The organism is Cutibacterium nasicola, assembly GCF_051303185.1.
In the GTDB taxonomy this organism is placed as follows: Bacteria; Actinomycetota; Actinomycetes; order Propionibacteriales; family Propionibacteriaceae; genus Cutibacterium.
Genome location: NZ_JBPPGE010000001.1, coordinates 737577 through 752994, shown reverse-complemented (window position 1 = coordinate 752994; position 15418 = coordinate 737577). Strand labels below are relative to the sequence as shown.

Sequence of the window (15418 nt, the reverse complement as noted above, 5' to 3'; positions counted from 1 at the left end):
TGATGGGGTCGGTGGTCGGCTGTTCCAGCTATGGCTTGCTCATCGTGACTCTTGGCGACGCACTGTGCCGCGTCGGGCAATGAGGGTCACGACGTACCCGAGGACGAGGGCCTCGAGCACGCCGAGGTTGGCATAGGCCCAGTCACCCTCACGCCCTCCCAGGCCGAGAGGGCCGAGGAGGAAACCCTGCCAGTTGTTCCAGTTGACTCCCTCATAGGTATTGACGACCAGGCCCCAGCCCAAGATCGTCACGACGATGAAGGTGATGATCGAGGTGAGGTCGAAACGGTCGTATCGCCCCGCCCCGTCGAACAGATCGGCCTCGTCATAGGGCCGACGGCGAAGAGTGATGTCAGCCATCATGATGCCGGTCCAGGCTGACAGCGGCACACCCAGGGTCACCAGGAAGGACTGGAACGGGGAGATGAAGTTGGGTGCCACGAAGACGACGTAGAGGGTGCCCATTGTGAGGATCGTCCCGTCGATGAGAGAGGCAGCCGGGCGCGGAACGCGAATACCCAGGGTCAGCAGGGTCAGCCCGGAAGAATAGATGCCGTTGATCGCACCGGCCAGCAGGGAGAGGATCGCCGCCAGCAGGAATGGGATGAGGAACCACGTCGGCAGGATGGTCGCCAGGGCGCCGATGGGGTCGTCACCGATGGCGTCAGACAGGTCCTTGGAGGAGGCCGCCAGCAGCAGGCCACCAGTGATGAGGATGATGAGTGGCAACGACGCCCCGAAGACATTCCAGAAGGCGATGGAGAATCCCGAGGACTTGCGCGACTGGTACCGAGACCAGTCGGCGGCAATGCTCGTCCATCCCAGACCGGTGCCGGTCATGATGAGGGTGAGGGTGCCGATGAAGGCCGGGAAGGAGGCTGAGGGCAGACAGATCGCGGCATGCCAGTCGATGTGTCCGACGGCCATGATGAGATAGATGACGGTCAGGACGCCGGTGATCCACGTCAGGATGGCCTGCAGCTTCATGATGATGTGGTAGCCGGCCACAGCACCGCCCACGATAAGCAGGGCCACGACGATGGCGGCGACGATCTTGACGGAGTTCCCGGAACTCCACCCCAGCCGGTGGAAGATCGTGGTCGTCGCGAGGACGGCCGTGATGGCCAAGGAGGTCTCCCAGCCGATCGAGGTCATCCATGCGATGACGCCGGGAATCTTGTTTCCCTGGGTGCCAAAGGCTGCCCCCGAGAGGACCATGGTCGGGGCCGAGCCTCGCTTTCCGGCGACGGCGATGATCCCGCAGAAACCGAAGGAGACGATGACGCCGATGAGGGTGGCGGCCATGGCCTGCCAGAACGACACCCCGAACCCCAGCATGAAGGCTCCGTAGCTCATGCCAAAGACCGACACGTTGGAGGCGAACCAGGGGAGGAAGAGGTCCCGTGGGCGCGCGGTGCGCTGAGACTCCTCGACAACCTCGATTCCGGTGGTTTCGATGCCCTTGTGGGTCGCCGCGCTCGATTCGGTGGCGGTGTGCGTCATGAGCTGCCCTCTCGGATATTTTGCGGCGGCATTCTTGCACCATCAGAAGATCGGTGAATCTGCACGCCCTTGTGAGCGGCGTGTTGCTGCCCTGACAAGAATATGGTCGTGCCATGAGTATCGACGCTGATACCTGGGCATCCCCGCGCCCTGCTGAGCTGGTCACCGAGGCCGTCTAACAGGTCCACACCTGGCAACAGGACATCAATGGAGTGTCGAAGCACGGATGAACCGCGACCAGTCTGGCTGTGCGGGCCGACGACGTCACCAGCGTACCGCAAACTGCCGCCGTTCCCACGGGGGCGCTCGGTCTCGGTGGCGACCCACCGATTCGGCAACCCCGACACCGGGGCCGGCTCGGTGAAGCTGTGAAGTGATGCGGCTCAGTGCCGCGGATTGATGGCGATCTTCACCCCGGCGTGGCCGCGCACCGCGTTGACGGCCTCAGCCCACTGGGACAGGCCGAAGGTGTGAGTGACGATCGGGGTCTCGTCAATGTTTCCGCGCCCCAGCATCTCGACTGCTCGGTGGACGTCCGCGCGTCGGGCATTTGATCCTCCCGAGACCGTGAGCTCCTGATAGTGCACGGTGTTGGGGGTGATCGTCGCCGTCGATTCCTTGGGAAAGCCGGCGAACCAGCTCACCCGTCCGCCGGGCGCAGCGAGGTCAAGGGACTGCTCGGCCAGTTCATTGTGTCCGATGGCGACGATGACGAGGTCGGCACCAAGACCGTCGGTGCGTTCGGCAACGTCCTCAACCAGGTGGTTGGGGGAAGTCGGCACAGCTCCCAAGGCAGTGGCCCGGTCGCGTCGATCGGCGTGCTTCTCGCAGAGGATGACCTGTCCGGCTCCGCACGCCAGGTCGAGTTGGGCGTGAAGCAGGCCGATGGCTCCGCCACCGATGATGACCACCGTCTCTCCGGGATTGACCCCTCCATGGCGACGATGCCCGTTGAGGACGCAGGAGAGAGGTTCGGCCAGAGCCAGCCGGTTGGCTGGCATCTCGGAAGCCACCGGGACGACGTTGCCGCGAGAGACGGCTCGAGCCGGCACGCACAGCCAGGGAGCCAACCCGCCGTCGATCCGGTAGCCGATGAGCTCGCAGCGGCTGCACAGATGTTCGCGTCCTGCCAGGCAGGCTCGGCAGGTGCCGCAGGAGACGACGATGGAGACGGTCGCCTGCTGCCCGACGGTCAGTCCTTCCACTCCTTCGCCGAGGGAGGCGATACGTCCTGCGATCTCGTGGCCGAGGGTGACCCCAGAGCGTACCCCGGTGGTCTTCTCGCCGGAGATGATGCGTAGATCGGTGCCGCAGATCGTCGTCGCCTCAACGGCCAGGACCACCTCGCCGGGGCCCGGCTCAGGAACGGGTTTTTGGGCCAGATGAACGTCTCCGGGGCCGTTGAGGACCAGGGCAGGCATGGTGTGAGGCATGTGATCTCCTTCATCGGCTCCATTGTCCCATTTTCGGCACACCGGGCACTCTGTGGTGACACCAATTATCATGGATTATGGGAAAACACCATCAACGATGATGCGATGACAGGAGAGTTCCAACCATGACCCGACTCGTGAACAGCCCCGATGGTTTTCCGTCCCAGGCAGTCGCTGGACTCGCCAGCGCCTTCCCGAACCACCTGAGGCCGGTCTTCGGTGGAGTCGTTCGTGCCGTCCGTACAGATCGCAAGGTCGCCCTCGTCGTGGGCGGCGGATCAGGTCACTACCCGGCCTTCGCTGGCTGGGTCGGCCCGGGATTCGCCGACGGCGCCGTCTGCGGCAACATCTTCTCCTCGCCCTCGGCCTCACAGGCCTATTCAGTCTGCAAGGCAGCGGATCGGGGGGCCGGAGTCCTCATCGGGTTCGGCAACTATGCCGGCGACGTCCTGCACTTCGGACAAGCGGCTGAACGGTTGCGCAGCGAGGGCATCGACACCCGATGCCTGCTCGTCACCGACGACATCGCCTCCGCCGGCCCGGAGGACCACCTCAAGCGTCGTGGCATCGCCGGGGATCTCCCGGTCTTCAAGGTGACGGCGGCTGCCTGTGAGGAAGGCCGCGACATCGACGAGGTCGTCAAGGTCTTCGATCGTGTCAACGGACGCACCCGTTCCTTCGGGGTGGCTTTCGCTGGCTGCACCTTGCCGGGAGCTGACGACCCGCTGTTCCGTGTCGAGAACGGACAGATGGGTGTCGGCATGGGTATCCATGGTGAGCCGGGTATCCATGACGAGACCCTCGGCACGGCTGACGAGGTGGCCGCCATGCTCGTCGACGGCTTGCTGGCCGACCGCCCCGAGGACTCCGGATCCCGCGTCGTCCCGATCGTCAACGGTCTCGGGTCCACCAAGTACGAGGAACTCTTCGTGTTGTGGAATGACATCAGCCGTCGTCTCGAGGAGGCCGGACTGACGATCGTCGACCCGCAGGTGGGGGAGTTCGTCACCAGCCTCGACATGGCAGGTGTCTCCTTGACCTTGGTGTGGCTCGACGAAGTCATCGAACCGCTGTGGCTGGCTGCGTGCGACACCCCCGCCTATCGTCGTGGGGCTGTCGGTCAGGTTGATCTCGACACCACTGCGTTGCCCCAGGAGGCAGAACATGTCTTGGTTGCCGCTCCCGGATCGCAAGAGTCCCAGGAGCTTGCCGACGTCGTCGTCAGGGGATTGGAAGAAGTGGGGAGGACCCTGTCGGAGCGCGCCGATGAGCTCGGCCGACTCGACTCGGTTGCCGGTGACGGTGACCACGGCATCGGCATGACGCGTGGATCCCAGGCTGCACTCACCGAGGCAAAGCGGGTGAGAGGGGATGGCGCCGGCGCCGCCACCACTCTCAACGCTGCCGGTTCAGCCTGGGCCGAGCACGCTGGCGGCACCTCGGGTGCGCTGTGGGGAGCAGTGCTGACCGCATTCGGTGCGGTCCTGGGGGACGAGGATCCTGCCAGTGACGGCACCATTCGTCAGGCTGCTCGTGCTGCCCTCGACGCCGTCACCAGGTTGGGAGGGGCGAAGGTCGGCGACAAGACCATGGTCGACGCCATGGATCCCTTCGTGGCGACCTTGGAATCGTCAACGGATCCGTTGCCGCAGGCATGGAAGTCCGCATGTGAGGCTGCGAAGAAAGGGGCTCAGGCCACTTCCGAGGTGACCGCCAAGGTCGGTCGGGCGCGCCCATTGGGTGAGAAGTCCCTGGGCACGCCCGATCCGGGAGCGGTGTCCTTCCATGACGTGGTCGTCGCGGCGGGGTCGATGCTCTGACTCAGCGTTGACCGACAGGAGGCTTCACACTCCAGGGGAACACGATCCACTTGTCAGTTGCCTTCCACACGAAGTCCGGGTTGATGACGGTGGTCGGCTTGGCGTAGAGCACCGCCGAGCGGACGTCGGCGCCGAATCCGCGCAGCAGCTTGAGCACGAGTGCCAGGGTGCGGCCGGAATCGGCGACGTCGTCGACGACGAGGATTCGCTTGCCGCGGATGGAGTCGGTGTCGAGCATCGGGGCCAACAGCACCGGATCAGGCAGGGTTTCCTCGACATTGGTATAGAATTCGACGTTGATGGCGTCGGTGAGCTTGACGCCGAGGGAGTAGGTGAGAGCTCCGCCCGGGATCATGCCGCCGCGAGCCACCGCGATCACGATCTCGGGATCAAAGTCCGAATCGTGGATCTGGGTGGCGAGTTCGTCGGTGGCGGCACCGAAGGTTTCCCAGGTGAGGATTTCCTTGCACTCAAGGTCACTGGCGTCAGCATGGTACGCGGTCATGGAGCAACCCTAGCGACCCCGTAGAACCCGCGTCCGAGTACAAGCTGAAGGTACGCTTCAACGGGGGAGACATCATGGCTGAGCCCAGTGGGCAGAAACGCGACGAGAGGCCGAGCTGGACGGGACGGGCGATCCTGGCAGGAATCGGGTTCTTCGTGGTGGCATGCCTGGTTTCCTGGGTCCGGCTCGAGTACTACTCTCAGGCGGTTGGCATCGTCGGAGCGGCCCTCTACACGCTCCTGTTGTGGTTCTCGGCTGGTTCCTTCGTTCTTGCCATTTGTGGTGTCGGGCGACCACGGCTTGCTCTCGGTCCCCGGTCGCTGCGGGCTCCGGTCATCGTCGGTGCGACATGTCTTGTCGCCGGTTTTGTTGTCCAGTCCGCCGCGGCCCAGTTGATTGCGCACAGAGGGGGCATTCGGGTGACGGTGTTCTCCGAGGTCTTCACCAACTTCGTCGTTCTCATTCAGGAGTTCGGGATCGTCTGCCTCGCCGCGAGCCTGGTGGTGGCGTGCATCCGCTCCCGTGACCGTTGAGGGACAGGCTGATCATCGCGGCGAGCCTGCCGCATGAGTTCGGTCATGAGTGCGCGCCCTACCCCTTGCTCCCCCCCTGCTGAGGTGTCGAGCCAGATGGTCGCCTCCGCTGTGACGTCATACCCGCCGCCCCGCGGAAACGGTGGCAAGTGGCGTGACCCACCGTCGTTGCCACCGTGTGTTCGTTGTAGATGCCGCTTGCGACGGGAGGGGTACCATCGCTACGTTTTCGGGTGCCGTGACGATCGACGGTAGCCAGAGAGGTTCAAGAATGACGGACACCACATCGCCTCAAGGCCCCGAATGGGGCCGACCGGTACCTCCTCGGCAAGGGCCTGTTCCACCACAGGGGCAGGGATATCCACCACAAGGTCCATTCCCTCCCCACAATCCCAACCCGTGCACCCCCAACCCCCAATAGGGATTTTCCGCATACCCGCCGCCGGGATTTGCGTCCCAGCCGAGGCAACCTGATCCCATCCTCGGGCTGATTCGAGGCACGTTGGGCAATGTGCGTCGCGTTGCGGTTGTCGTAGGGCTGTTGCTGAGCTTCGTCGCTCTTCTGGCCCCGTGGGTCAGTCTCGGTCTCGGAGCCGGCCTCGAAATATCGCTCAATGGTCTCGGAACGCTGAATCTCAACGGTGTCACCTCTGACGGTATGGGCGAGTGGGCGGTGAGAGTCCGGCTGACGGTCCTGCTGATGGTGGTGTACCTCGCCATGGCCGTCATAGCGATGATGGCTGATCACCTCCGCTCGCGCACCTACGAGATCGTGCTGACGGTACTGGCGGCGGTGCTTGTCCTGTTCATGATCTGGGGGGGTTATCAACTCGACCGGCAACAACGGTAACTCAAGGGCGGGGGTGTGGTTCTTCCTCGTCTTCGTGCTGTTGACCGCAGCAGCGCAGGTGTGGCAACTCGTTCTGACATTAAGGGCTACGTCTGGCATCGCTGGTTACCGACAGCCCGGAGTCCCTGCAGGTCCGCCTCAGGGGCCATGGGGGCAACCCCCCGCGCAGCAGCCCTGGAATCCTGCTCCTGGCCCGAACGGGCCTCATCCGGGCAACTGACGACCTGATGGGGCACTGCCAATCGGCGGTGCCCCATTTCTCGTCAGAGATGACCCCCAACATGGGGAAACGTGCAACCCCGATGTCGTATCCAAGGACGTTTGGCCGTAAAGTCACCATCATGATCATCGGAATCCCACGGGAATCACTCCCGGGTGAGAATCGGGTCGCCGCGACTCCGACGACTGTTCCCGCCCTACTCAAACTCGGCTACGAGGTGGTCGTCGAGTCCGGAGCCGGCGAGCACGCCGCTCTGCCTGACCACGTGTACGAAGAGGCTGGTGCCAAGATCGTCGGACCGGGGCAGGCGTGGAACGCTGACCTCGTGTTGGCCGTCAACGAGCCCACCGACGACCAGATCGCCCTCATGCACACCGGAGCCGTTCTCGTCACCTTCCTTCACCCGCGTCAGGACCTTGCCCTCACCGAGAAGCTTGCTGCTGCCGGTATCACTGGCCTGAGCATGGACATGGTCCCGCGCATCTCGCGTGCGCAGTCCATGGACGCTCTGTCCTCAATGGCCAACATCTCGGGTTACCGGGCCGTCGTGGAGGCTGCATTCGCGTACGGTCGCACCTTCGGTGGCCAGGTCACCGCTGCTGGCAAGGTTCCGCCAGCCAAGGTCTTCGTCATCGGCACCGGTGTGGCCGGTCTGGCTGCCCTGGGCGCCGCCAACTCGATGGGCGCCGAGGTGTACGCCACCGATGTCCGTCCCGAGACCGCCGAGCAAGTCCAGTCAATGGGTGCCACCTTCCTGCACGTGCGCACCGGCGACTCCGATCAGGGCGTCAGTTCCGATGGCTACGCCAAGGAGACCAGCGACGACTACAACGTCCGCGCTGCCGAGCTCTACATGGAGCAGGCTGGAAAGGACGACGTCATCATCACCACGGCAGCCATCCCTGGCAAGCCCTCTCCCAAACTCATCACCGCCGAGATGGTCGCTGCCATGAAGCCCGGTAGCGTCATCGTCGACCTCGCCGCCCTGGGTGGCGGCAACTGCGAGCTCACTCATCCCGGTGAGTCCTACGTCACCGAGAACGGCGTGACGATCATCGGCTACACCGACCTGCCGTCCCGTCTGCCGGGCCAGGCCAGCCAGCTCTACGGCACCAACCTCGTCAATCTGTTGAAGCTGGCCACCCCGGAGAAGAACGGTGAGCTCGTCCTCAACTTCGACGACGAGGTCATCCGCACTATGACGGTTTGCCACGAAGGTCAGGTGGCCTTCCCACCGCCGCCGGTGCAGGTCGCCGCTGCGCCCAAACCGGTCGCCAAGGCCGAACCGGCCACCCCGGTGGCTCCGGAGAAGGAGCCGCGTCCGTGGCCCCAGACCTTCAGCATCGTCGCGGCGTTGTCGATCGCCCTCATCGCCCTGCTGACCTTTTCCCCAACCGAGTTCGTCGCCCTCTTCGGTACCTTCGCGATCGCCGTGGTCGTCGGCTACTACGTCGTGTGGAACGTCACCCACGCCCTCCACACCCCGCTCATGAGCGTCACGAACGCCATCAGCGGCATCATCATCGTCGGCGCCATCACCCAGCTCGGCAGCGAGTCGTGGGGTATCCGGATCGTCGCTGCGGTGACCGTGCTCATCGCCAGTATCAACATCTTCGGCGGTTTCACAGTCACCCAGCGCATGCTCAAGATGTTCAGGAAGGCCTGATCCATGACGTCAACACTTCTCATTGCCCCGATGGCCGGGTCGTTGGTGAACTTCGTCAACGCCTCGTTCATCGTCGCGGGCCTGCTGTTCATCTTCGCCCTCGCCGGTCTGTCCAAATTCGAGACCTCCAAGAAGGGCAACGCCTACGGCATCCTCGGCATGGTCATCGCGATCGTCGCGACGATCGTCGCGCTGGTGAAGCTGCCGGGATACTCGCCGGTGTCCATGGTCCTGCTCTTCGTCCCGATGCTCATCGGTGGTGCCTTCGGTGTGTGGAAGGCCCTCAAGGTCGAGATGACCGGAATGCCTGAGCTCATCGCTCAGCTGCACTCCTTCGTCGGTCTGGCCGCCGTCCTCATTGGTTTCAATGCCTTCGCCGAGGAGGGGACCGGAGCCAGCACCTTCCAGCTCTCGGAGATCTGGATCGGCATCTTCATCGGTGCCCTGACCTTCACCGGATCCCTGGTGGCCTGGGGCAAGTTGTCGGGCAAGGTTCCCTCGAAGCCGCTGACCCTGCCGGGCCGCAACTGGATCAACCTCGGTCTGCTGGTCGTCATCATCGGCTGCGGCATCTGGTTCTCCAACGTCTCCGGCGGTATCGCCTGGCTGCCGCTGGCCCTGTTGACGCTGGCCTCGCTGTTCCTCGGCTTCCACCTCGTTGCTGCCATCGGTGGTGCGGACATGCCGGTCGTCATCTCAATGCTGAACAGCTACTCTGGTTGGGCGGCCGCCTTCTCCGGGTTCAGCCTCCACATCCCGGTGCTCATCGTCACCGGCGCCCTTGTGGGCTTCTCCGGCGCCATCCTGTCCTACATCATGTGCAAGGCCATGAACCGCTCGTTCGCGTCGGTCATCCTGGGCGGTTTCGGCGATGCCCCGGCTGCTGAGGGTGATGGCCCTGACGGTGAGATCACCGAGATTAAGGCTGACGAGCTGGCCTCCCAGCTGTCCGATGCCTCCTCGGTCATCATCGCTCCCGGTTACGGCATGGCCGTGGCCCAGGCCCAGTACCCGGTGGCCGAACTGGCCAAGAAGCTGCGCGACAAGGGGGTGGACGTCAAGTTCGCCATCCATCCGGTTGCCGGACGTCTGCCCGGTCACATGAACGTGCTGCTTGCCGAGGCTCATGTGCCCTACGACATCGTCATGGAAATGGACGAGATCAATGACGACTTCGCTGACGCCGACGTCGTCCTGGTCATCGGAGCCAACGACACCGTCAACCCGGCTGCCATGGATCCCGGCACCCCGATCTCGGGCATGCCCGTTCTCCACGTGTGGGAGGGCCACGAGGTCGTCGTCTTCAAGCGCTCCATGAAGCCTGGTTACGCCGGCGTCGAGAACCCGCTGTTCTTCGCCGACAACACGCGGATGCTCTTCGGTGACGCCAAGGCTAGTGTTGACGCCCTGGTCGCCGCTCTCTGAGGCACGCTGACAACCTGATTCCGGCGCCCACGGCCGTCCGACGGTCGTGGGCGCCGGTGCATGTCGAGGGATGCATGTCGCGGCGCGGCACTATGATGACGGTGAATGTCTATCAGGCCCCTTGCCAGGGCCGGAACAAGGAGAAGACGTGACCTACGTCATCGGTCTGCCCTGCGTGGACGTCAAGGATCGTGCCTGCGTTGAGGAGTGCCCCGTCGATTGTATCTACGAGGGCGAGCGGAGCCTCTACATCCATCCTGAGGAGTGCGTCGACTGTGGTGCATGCGAACCCGTCTGCCCCGTCGAGGCCATCTACTACGAGGATGACCTGCCCGGTGAGCAGGAGCAGTTCCTCGACATCAACGCCGAGTTCTTCAACGAACTGGGTTCCCCGGGCGGCGCTGCCCGTCTCGGCCCGACCCACAAGGACCACCCGGCCGTCGAGGCCCTGCCCCCTCAGGGCGAATGAGCCGCCGAATCGTCTCGGAGAGTTTGCCCACCTTCCCCTGGGACACCATTGCCGGCGCCAAGGTCAAGGCTCAGTCCCATCCCGGTGGCATCGTTGACGTGTCAGTGGGCACCCCGGTCGATCCAACTCCCCAGATCGTCACCGAGGCCCTGACTGCCACCAGTGACGCCCACGGCTACCCGCAGGTGTGGGGGACACCCGCACTGCGAGTCGGCATCCTGGACCACATGAAGCAGGTCTGGGGGGCGCCCGCGCAGCTTGGTGAGACCAGCGTCCTGCCGGTCATCGGAACCAAAGAATTGGTGGCCTCGCTGCCCAGCCAGCTTGGTCTGGGCCCGGACTCCACGATCGTCATTCCGGCCTGCGCCTACCCGACATACCAGGTTGGCGCCCAGCTTGCCGGAGCCACCGTGCAAGCCGTGAACGAGCCTGATGAGGTCGAGGGCCATCCCGACCTCATCTGGATCAACTCTCCGGCCAATCCGTCAGGACGCATCCTCGACCTCGACGAGATGAAGGCCTGGGTGGAGTTCGCCCGCAGCACCGGAGCCGTTCTGGCCTCCGACGAGTGCTATGGCGAGTTCGTCTGGGAGGGGGAGTGCGTCTCCGTCCTCAACGAGAGGGTCAACGGCGGGGACGTCACCGGCCTGCTGGCCTGCTTGTCGATGTCCAAGCGGTCGAACATGGCCGGATACCGTGCGGGATTCGTCGTCGGTGACTCCGCTCTCACCAGCGAGTTGCTCACCCTTCGCAAGCACTCCGGACTCATGCTGTCGGCTCCGGTCGCCGCGGCCATGCAGGTCGCTCTGGCCGACCGCTCCCACGTGTGGGAGCAGGTGAAGCGCTACCAACTGCGTCGTGAGGTGCTCAAGCCAGCCCTCGAGCAGGCCGGTTTCCGAATCGATCATTCCGAGGGTTCGCTCTACCTGTGGGCGACCGAGGGCGAGGACTGTCGGGCCACCCTGGACAGGTTGGCTGATCTTGGCATCCTGTGTTCACCGGGTGATTTCTACGTCGATGGTGGCTCTGACCACGTCCGTATCGGGCTGACGGCCACCGACGAGAGGATCAACGCCGCGGCCGAGAGGTTGTCCGAGGCTCGCTGAGAGTCAGCTGTGGGCGGTGACGGTGCCGGTGACTCGGCCCGCGCCGCTGGTAGCGGGACTCGCGGACGGGCCGGTGGCTGCACGCCACGAGGCGTAGTGCTCCGGGTCAGCGGTCCAACTCGTCGTCGCCACGGTAGCGCGATCAATCGGCCCCAGATTCGTACTCGCCATCGTCAGAGCCACTGCCGCTCGGGCCAGCACAAGATCCGTCGCGGTGAAGGACACCGTTGATCCCTTGGTCTGGATGGCGATCTTGTCCGCCAACCCCGTGCGCACGGTCTGGGTGAGCTTGTTGATGATCGCCTTCTCGGGCGACCTGTTGACACAGGACAACGCCGAGGGGGAGTGCCCTGTCAGCGTTGAGGCCCACGCCTCGGCCAGAGGCTCATGCTTGCGGTAGGCCTCCGGGTAACCTGAGCGTTGCACCTGTTGGGCGGCGTCGTTGACGCTGATGTCCTTCCAGTTTCCGAACTTCACCAGCTCCTCGTAGAACTTCCCGGAGGAGTACCACGGGTCCATGATCTGCGTGGGAGTTCCCCACCCCTGGGAAGGACGCTGCTGGAAGAGCCCCAGGGAGTCGCGATCGCCGTAGTCGATGTTGCGCAGCCTCGATTCCTGCATGGCGGTCGCCAGGGCGATGGTGGCCGCGCGGACCGGCATCCCGCGTCGAATCGACTCGGCGGCGATGATGGCGGCATTCTGGGACTGTTCCAGATCGAGGTCGTAGGACTGGCCGGACACCGTCACCCGGCAGCCCTCCGGCTCGACCGTGCCGAATGGGTCGACGGCTTTCCACACCTCGTGGCCTCCCCAGCCCAGTCCCGCCAGGATCGCCAACACGACGACGAGTGCAGCTGTCGACCTGGCCGGACTGGTGGAAAGGCGCTTACGTCGACCCCGGGGTCGTCGTGTGGAGGCAGACCGGGCCCGGCGCGGGGAGGACTTCGTCATGTCAGTTCTGGTGCAGATTCGTGTTGAGCTCGATCTTGTGGTCCCCACGTCCGAGAGCTTTGACGACGCCGGTCGTCGAGTCGCGGATGTAAAGGATGTCGTCGGCACCAGAGAGCTCTGAGGCCTTGACGGTCTTGCCGTCGGGCAGGGTCACCTTGGTCCCGGCAGTGACGTACAGGCCCGCCTCGACGACACAATTGTCGCCCAGGGAGATGCCGATTCCGGCCTCGGCGCCCAACAGGCAACCCTTACCGATCGTCACCTGTTCCTTACCACCGCCCGACAAGGTGCCCATGATGGACGCTCCGCCGCCGATGTCGGTGCCGTCGCCGACGACGACGCCCTGGCTGATACGTCCCTCGACCATGGAGTGCCCCAGGGTACCGGCGTTGAAGTTGACGAACCCCTCGTGCATGACGGTGGTTCCCTCGGCTAGGTGAGCTCCCAGGCGAACGCGATCGGCGTCACCGATGCGGACCCCGGTGGGAACGACGAAGTCGACCATACGTGGGAACCTGTCGACGAGGAGGACGGTAAAAGGGGCATGAGCGATGCGCGCCTGCATGCGGGCCCTGTCCAGATCGGCCACCCGGATCGGACCGATGGTCGTCCATGCGTTGTTGGGAAGCACACCGAAGATACCGTCGAGGTTGATGGTGCGTGGCTGGGCCATGCGCGACGACAGCAGATGCAGCCGCAGGTAGGCGTCGGGGACGTCAGCCGGTGCCTCGTCGAGATTGATAACGGTGCGCACCACCTCGGTGTGCACGTTGCGGATGGCGTCGCGACCGGTTTCGGTGACCCGGTACAGGTCGTCAGGGGCCTTGGACTCGTCGGGGGTGCCCAATTTGGGTTCGGGGTACCAGGTGTCCAGGACGTCGCCGCCCTCGTGGACGGTGGCCAGTCCCCAACCCCATGCCTGACGGTCGGCCTGGACGGTCTGTGAAGTCGTCGTCTGCGTCATGACCATGAGTTTAGTTGCAAGGTCCGACGACCTGGAGGTGTCAGCGCCGTCCACGTGGGGTGACACATCGTGGACAAGTGCCGCTCATGGTCTTGGTCCTCGTCGGGTTGGCGGTTGGTCTGGTCCTCGCCCTCCTGGCCGATGAGCCGACGCCGTCCCTGGACACCGAAAAGGTTTTCGACGTGGCTGAGAGCCTTGCCGATCAGACTCATCCCCGCGGCACCGGCACCGAGGTGGTCCAGACCCGGATGCCAGACGGTTCAGTACAGTGAAGACCATGCAACTCGATCTCGCCGGTGATCTCCGCGACCTGTTTCGCGACATCGTGGACATTCGCTCCGAAAGCCTCCATGAGGATCAGCTCGCCGACGCCGTCGAGGAATCCCTGCGAGGTTTCGACCATCTGACGGTCACCAGGATCGGAAACTCGATCGTGGCGGCCACGAACCTGCACCGGGGCTCCCGCGTCCTCGTCGCTGGTCATTTGGACACCGTTCCGGTGGCCGACAACCTTCCCAGCCGCATCGAAACCCGCGACGACGGTGACTACCTGGTCGGCAGGGGAACCTGCGACATGAAGGGGGGAGTGGCCGTCGCACTGCATCTGGCGGCGACCCTCGCCGCGCCCAGCCACGACGTCTCCTGGGTGTTCTACGAGGCCGAGGAGATCGCCGCCGAACACAACGGGCTGCTCAAGTTGCGGTCCCATGACGAGAGCTTGCTCGACTGCGACCTGGCCATCCTCATGGAGCCCACCGACGCCGTCATCGAGGGAGGCTGCCAGGGAACGATGAGGTTCACCCTGACGACCGAGGGGCAAGCTGCCCACTCCGCCCGATCCTGGGCGGGCCACAATGCCATTCATGACCTGCTGCCGATCCTCCAGATCCTGCAGGACTGGCAGGCCGACGGCGACCACCTCGTGGAGGTCGACGGTTTGACCTACCACGAGGGACTCAACGCGACGATGGTGCAGGGTGGTCTGGCCGGCAACGTCGTCCCCCCGGAGGCCACGGTCCAGATCAACTACCGGTTCGCCCCTGACAAGACCGCCCCGCAGGCCGAACAGATGATGCGCACCATGTTCGCCGGATGGACGATGGAGATCCTCGATCTGTCCTCCCCGGCGCGACCTGGCCTGGACAAGCCTCTGGCCCAGTCCTTCGCCCAATCGGTCGGCACGACCTCGATGCCGAAATACGGCTGGACGGATGTGGCTCGGTTCTTCGAAATGGGGCGGCCAGCCCTCAACTTCGGTCCTGGCGACGCGATGTACGCCCACAAGGCCGATGAGTGTTGCAAGTTGTCCAGCCTCGACGATTGTGCCCGAGCGCTCGAGTCGTGGTTGTGTGAACGTTCGGAAGGAGACCACTGATGGTGTGGGCGTTGTGCGGGCTCGTCATCGTCATCATCGGGCTGGCGGTGCTGGCAGCATCTGGCAAGTTCGGGCAGGTGCCAGCGGTCGTTGATGATCGTCCCGTCCCCGATCTGCCCGAGGGCGATCTGAGCGCCGATGACCTGCGTTCGGCCCGCTTCGCGGTGGTGCCGAGAGGCTATTCCATGTCTCAGGTGGATCAGCTGCTCGACCGTATGGCAGCACAGGTGGAGGCATCCCAGAAGGAGGGTTCTGCGGACTCTGAGGAGCGCACCTTTAACGGAAAGGCCCCGGATACGGAATAATAGGAGTTGCACCACTGCCCAGTGATTGAGGAAGAGTGACATGGCAGCTATGAAGCCCCGTACCGGAGACGGTCCCATGGAGGTCACGAAGGAGGGCCGTGGCATCATCATGCGCGTTCCAGTCGAAGGCGGCGGTCGGCTGGTTGTTGAGCTCACCGGTGACGAAGCCCAGGAACTGCTCAAGTGCCTCCAGGGTGTCGCCAGCTGACGCAGACGGCTGAGAGATGGTCGTGGGGGGGGGGGGGGGGGAGGGGGGGGAGGGGGTTTGGGGGGGGGGGGGAGAGGTTTGTGGG

At 64.3% G+C, this 15418-nt stretch carries 16 protein-coding genes and 1 pseudogene; 11 read left to right on the top strand and 6 right to left on the bottom strand.

All coding sequences use genetic code 11. The annotated features are described in order from the left end of the window. Positions 1–39: 39 nt before the first annotated feature. Positions 40–1503 carry a purine-cytosine permease family protein gene (locus ACSJJT_RS03585; protein ID WP_435916955.1) on the bottom strand — a complete coding sequence of 488 codons (1464 nt, stop codon included), beginning with the start codon at positions 1501–1503 and terminating at the stop codon, positions 40–42. A gap of 383 nt (positions 1504–1886) precedes the next feature. Beyond that, positions 1887–2936 (bottom strand): alcohol dehydrogenase catalytic domain-containing protein, encoded by a 1050-nt coding sequence (locus tag ACSJJT_RS03580; RefSeq protein WP_435916954.1) that lies wholly within the window; start codon positions 2934–2936, stop codon positions 1887–1889. Positions 2937–3061: 125 nt separating this feature from the next. Here ACSJJT_RS03580 and ACSJJT_RS03575 point away from each other — a divergent pair, with 125 nt between their 5' ends. Then, a complete protein-coding gene (locus ACSJJT_RS03575; RefSeq protein WP_435916953.1) occupies positions 3062–4756 on the top strand; it encodes a dihydroxyacetone kinase family protein in 1695 nt (564 codons plus the stop codon). A 1-nt stretch (position 4757) separates the two neighbouring features. On the opposite strand, the gene ACSJJT_RS03570 is transcribed toward ACSJJT_RS03575, so the two are convergent. Then, positions 4758–5261 carry a phosphoribosyltransferase gene (locus tag ACSJJT_RS03570; RefSeq protein ID WP_435916952.1) on the bottom strand — a complete coding sequence of 168 codons (504 nt, stop codon included), beginning with the start codon at positions 5259–5261 and terminating at the stop codon, positions 4758–4760. Between the two features lie 74 nt (positions 5262–5335). On the opposite strand from ACSJJT_RS03570, the gene ACSJJT_RS03565 reads away from it, so the two are divergent. Beyond that, positions 5336–5794, top strand: coding sequence for a hypothetical protein (locus ACSJJT_RS03565; protein WP_435916951.1), 459 nt, complete (start codon positions 5336–5338; stop codon positions 5792–5794). An 8-nt stretch (positions 5795–5802) separates the two neighbouring features. Here the strand turns inward: ACSJJT_RS03565 and ACSJJT_RS03560 are convergent. Then, positions 5803–5948: pseudogene (locus ACSJJT_RS03560) on the bottom strand (GNAT family N-acetyltransferase); the annotation flags it as partial. Positions 5949–6305: 357 nt separating this feature from the next. Here ACSJJT_RS03560 and ACSJJT_RS03555 point away from each other — a divergent pair. From ACSJJT_RS03555 to dapC, 5 genes are all read left to right on the top strand, one after another. Continuing rightward, entirely contained in the window at positions 6306–6644 is a 339-nt protein-coding gene (locus ACSJJT_RS03555; RefSeq protein ID WP_435916950.1) for a hypothetical protein, read from the top strand. A gap of 341 nt (positions 6645–6985) precedes the next feature. Further along, positions 6986–8530, top strand: a complete 1545-nt coding sequence (locus tag ACSJJT_RS03550) for a Re/Si-specific NAD(P)(+) transhydrogenase subunit alpha (RefSeq protein WP_435916949.1) — start codon at positions 6986–6988, stop codon at positions 8528–8530. 3 nt (positions 8531–8533) lie between these two features. Then, positions 8534–9955: an NAD(P)(+) transhydrogenase (Re/Si-specific) subunit beta gene (locus ACSJJT_RS03545; RefSeq protein WP_435916948.1), complete on the top strand. Its 1422-nt coding sequence runs from the start codon at positions 8534–8536 to the stop codon at positions 9953–9955. Between the two features lie 148 nt (positions 9956–10103). After that, entirely contained in the window at positions 10104–10424 is a 321-nt protein-coding gene (gene fdxA, locus ACSJJT_RS03540) for a ferredoxin (RefSeq protein ID WP_435916947.1), read from the top strand. After that, positions 10421–11530, top strand: a complete 1110-nt coding sequence (gene dapC, locus ACSJJT_RS03535) for a succinyldiaminopimelate transaminase (RefSeq protein ID WP_435916946.1) — start codon at positions 10421–10423, stop codon at positions 11528–11530. The genes fdxA and dapC overlap by 4 nt, the downstream gene beginning before the upstream one ends. 3 nt (positions 11531–11533) lie before the next feature. On the opposite strand, the gene ACSJJT_RS03530 is transcribed toward dapC, so the two are convergent. Together ACSJJT_RS03530 and dapD are read right to left on the bottom strand one after the other, a co-directional pair. After that, on the bottom strand, positions 11534–12481 hold the full coding sequence (locus ACSJJT_RS03530; RefSeq protein ID WP_435916945.1) for a hypothetical protein: 948 nt from the start codon (positions 12479–12481) through the stop codon (positions 11534–11536). Position 12482: 1 nt separating this feature from the next. Continuing rightward, the gene (gene dapD, locus ACSJJT_RS03525) at positions 12483–13445 is read right to left on the bottom strand and encodes a 2,3,4,5-tetrahydropyridine-2,6-dicarboxylate N-succinyltransferase (RefSeq protein ID WP_435916944.1); all 963 of its coding nucleotides are present in this window, start codon (positions 13443–13445) and stop codon (positions 12483–12485) included. Between the two features lie 77 nt (positions 13446–13522). Here dapD and ACSJJT_RS03520 point away from each other — a divergent pair, with 77 nt between their 5' ends. From ACSJJT_RS03520 to ACSJJT_RS03505, 4 genes are read left to right on the top strand one after another with little or no spacing between them, the layout of a single operon-like run. Further along, entirely contained in the window at positions 13523–13717 is a 195-nt protein-coding gene (locus ACSJJT_RS03520; RefSeq protein WP_435916943.1) for a hypothetical protein, read from the top strand. A gap of 5 nt (positions 13718–13722) precedes the next feature. Beyond that, positions 13723–14820 (top strand): succinyl-diaminopimelate desuccinylase, encoded by a 1098-nt coding sequence (gene dapE / locus ACSJJT_RS03515; protein WP_435916942.1) that lies wholly within the window; start codon positions 13723–13725, stop codon positions 14818–14820. Beyond that, positions 14820–15125 carry a DivIVA domain-containing protein gene (locus ACSJJT_RS03510; RefSeq protein ID WP_435916941.1) on the top strand — a complete coding sequence of 102 codons (306 nt, stop codon included), beginning with the start codon at positions 14820–14822 and terminating at the stop codon, positions 15123–15125. Before dapE ends, ACSJJT_RS03510 begins: the two co-directional genes overlap by 1 nt. A gap of 40 nt (positions 15126–15165) precedes the next feature. Beyond that, entirely contained in the window at positions 15166–15333 is a 168-nt protein-coding gene (locus ACSJJT_RS03505; protein WP_435916940.1) for a DUF3117 domain-containing protein, read from the top strand. Positions 15334–15418 lie beyond the last annotated feature (85 nt).

Bases quoted from the DNA above. Each gene is read 5' to 3' on its own strand.
- ACSJJT_RS03585 (WP_435916955.1), bottom strand. From the start codon at position 1,503: ATGACGCACACCGCCACCGAATCGAGCGCGGCGACCCACAAGGGCATC.
- ACSJJT_RS03580 (WP_435916954.1), bottom strand. From the start codon at position 2,936: ATGCCTCACACCATGCCTGCCCTGGTCCTCAACGGCCCCGGAGACGTT.
- ACSJJT_RS03575 (WP_435916953.1), top strand. From the start codon at position 3,062: ATGACCCGACTCGTGAACAGCCCCGATGGTTTTCCGTCCCAGGCAGTC.
- ACSJJT_RS03570 (WP_435916952.1), bottom strand. From the start codon at position 5,261: ATGACCGCGTACCATGCTGACGCCAGTGACCTTGAGTGCAAGGAAATC.
- ACSJJT_RS03565 (WP_435916951.1), top strand. From the start codon at position 5,336: ATGGCTGAGCCCAGTGGGCAGAAACGCGACGAGAGGCCGAGCTGGACG.
- ACSJJT_RS03550 (WP_435916949.1), top strand. From the start codon at position 6,986: ATGATCATCGGAATCCCACGGGAATCACTCCCGGGTGAGAATCGGGTC.
- ACSJJT_RS03545 (WP_435916948.1), top strand. From the start codon at position 8,534: ATGACGTCAACACTTCTCATTGCCCCGATGGCCGGGTCGTTGGTGAAC.
- dapC (WP_435916946.1), top strand. From the start codon at position 10,421: ATGAGCCGCCGAATCGTCTCGGAGAGTTTGCCCACCTTCCCCTGGGAC.
- ACSJJT_RS03530 (WP_435916945.1), bottom strand. From the start codon at position 12,481: ATGACGAAGTCCTCCCCGCGCCGGGCCCGGTCTGCCTCCACACGACGA.
- dapD (WP_435916944.1), bottom strand. From the start codon at position 13,445: ATGACGCAGACGACGACTTCACAGACCGTCCAGGCCGACCGTCAGGCA.
- dapE (WP_435916942.1), top strand. From the start codon at position 13,723: ATGCAACTCGATCTCGCCGGTGATCTCCGCGACCTGTTTCGCGACATC.
- ACSJJT_RS03510 (WP_435916941.1), top strand. From the start codon at position 14,820: ATGGTGTGGGCGTTGTGCGGGCTCGTCATCGTCATCATCGGGCTGGCG.
- ACSJJT_RS03505 (WP_435916940.1), top strand. From the start codon at position 15,166: ATGGCAGCTATGAAGCCCCGTACCGGAGACGGTCCCATGGAGGTCACG.